We start from the raw sequence: 1,499 nt of genomic DNA, 5'->3' as shown, positions 1-1,499 counted from the left end.
CCAGAGTTGGCCGTCGTCGCGCAGCTTGCGCAGCCCGGAGGGGTCGGGCCAGCCCAGGTGCATCTGCTCGCCCCAGGCGAGCAGGCCGGCGAGGCTGCCGGCGGACTCGGCGGGCAGCAGCACGGTCTGGGGGCCGGCGCCGGGGGTGACCAGGTGGGCGGCGCGCGGGGCGAGGACCGCGGCGGCCGGGGCGGGTGCGGGCGCGCCGGCGGGCGGCGGCGAGGCCTCGGGCCGGCGGGCGGCCGGGACCGCCGGGGCGACTGCGGTGTTCGTATTGGTTTCCTGTTTTCCCTGTTCAGCGTTTGTAGAATTCTGCATTTCCGCCTCCATGCCCGGGATGGACGGGTGCTTGGGGGCGGGCGGACCCGGCGGCTCGCTCGCAGTGGGCGGCTGCTCCGGTTCGGGCTGGGGAGCGTCGCCGGGCAGGCGGAAGACGTAGCAGCGGGGCTTGTACTTGCCGATGCGCTCCTGCTTCTGCAGCCGGCCGTCGGCCTCGCCGGAGGTCTCCAGCACCTTCTCCTCGCGCAACTGCCGCAGCCCGGTCAGGGCGTCGTCCATGCCCACCGAGGCGGCGATCGCGTCCATGTGGGTGGTCAGCACGGCGACGCGCTGGCGGCCGTCGGCGGCTGGCTCCAGGGCGAAGCCCTCGATCTGGCTGGGCAGCCGCGGGCCGTCGACGCCGGACAGCGCGGTCAGGTAGTCGTTCTTGGTGGGGAACGCGGCCGGGCGGGACGTGATGGCCTGCTCGACCGCGGACAGCAGCCGCTCGCCGGGGCGGATGCCGCGCTCCAGCAGCTCGGCGATCAGCCCGTCCAGCACTAGCCGGCCGCCGGTGATCGCCGCGTCGCGCAGCCCGTCGGCGTCGGTCAGGGTCTCCAGGCGCTCGGCGCCGACGACGGCCAGGGCGGCATGCCGGGCCAGGCGTCGGGCCACGCCCCCGCCGGGCAGGTGCAGGGCGTCCTCGGCGCGCAGCAGGGCGGCGGCGATGTCGTCGAGGCTGGGCGGTGCGGCCATTGCCCAGCGCATCGGCCAGCCGTAGAAGGTGCGCACCAGGGCCTCGATGCGTTCGCTCTCGGCGGCGGAGGACACGATCGGGACGGCGATCTCCAGCACGCGGGCGGCGATGCCCTCGTTGGCGACGCGCCCCAGGATGGTGTGGTTGCCCGCGGTGAACAGGGTGCCATGCCAGGCCGCGGACCGCTTGGCGCCGCCCAGGCGCTTGCCGGTGGTGCGCTGGGCGCCCTGGGTAACCCGGAACAGCAGCGTCTCCAGCGCGGCCGGGGTCAAGCCGGCGGCGGACAGCTCGTCGCGGAACGCGGGTAGGCAGGCCAGCTCGCCCAGTTCGGCGGTGAGACCGATCGGGGAGGTGTTCCACGGCTGCAGCAGGTGCTCCGGGTCGCCGTGCACGGCGCTGGCGGCGAGCAGGCCGGTGGTCTTGCCCTTGCTGCTCTCGCCGGCCATCAGGCAGACGAACGACTGCCGCTTCAGCGGGGCGATGT

General features: G+C 74.9%; 1 protein-coding gene. It reads right to left on the bottom strand.

Going from position 1 to position 1,499, the window contains the following annotated elements:
• Positions 1 to 1,499, bottom strand: a 1,499-nt coding sequence (locus tag IEY99_RS33710) for a DUF927 domain-containing protein (protein ID WP_189208182.1), incomplete at both ends; no start/stop codon positions are given.

The sequence above is a fragment of the Couchioplanes azureus genome (genome assembly GCF_014648355.1).
Taxonomy (GTDB): domain Bacteria; phylum Actinomycetota; class Actinomycetes; order Mycobacteriales; family Micromonosporaceae; genus Actinoplanes; species Actinoplanes azureus.
This window is presented reverse-complemented; position numbering and strand designations above follow the sequence as displayed.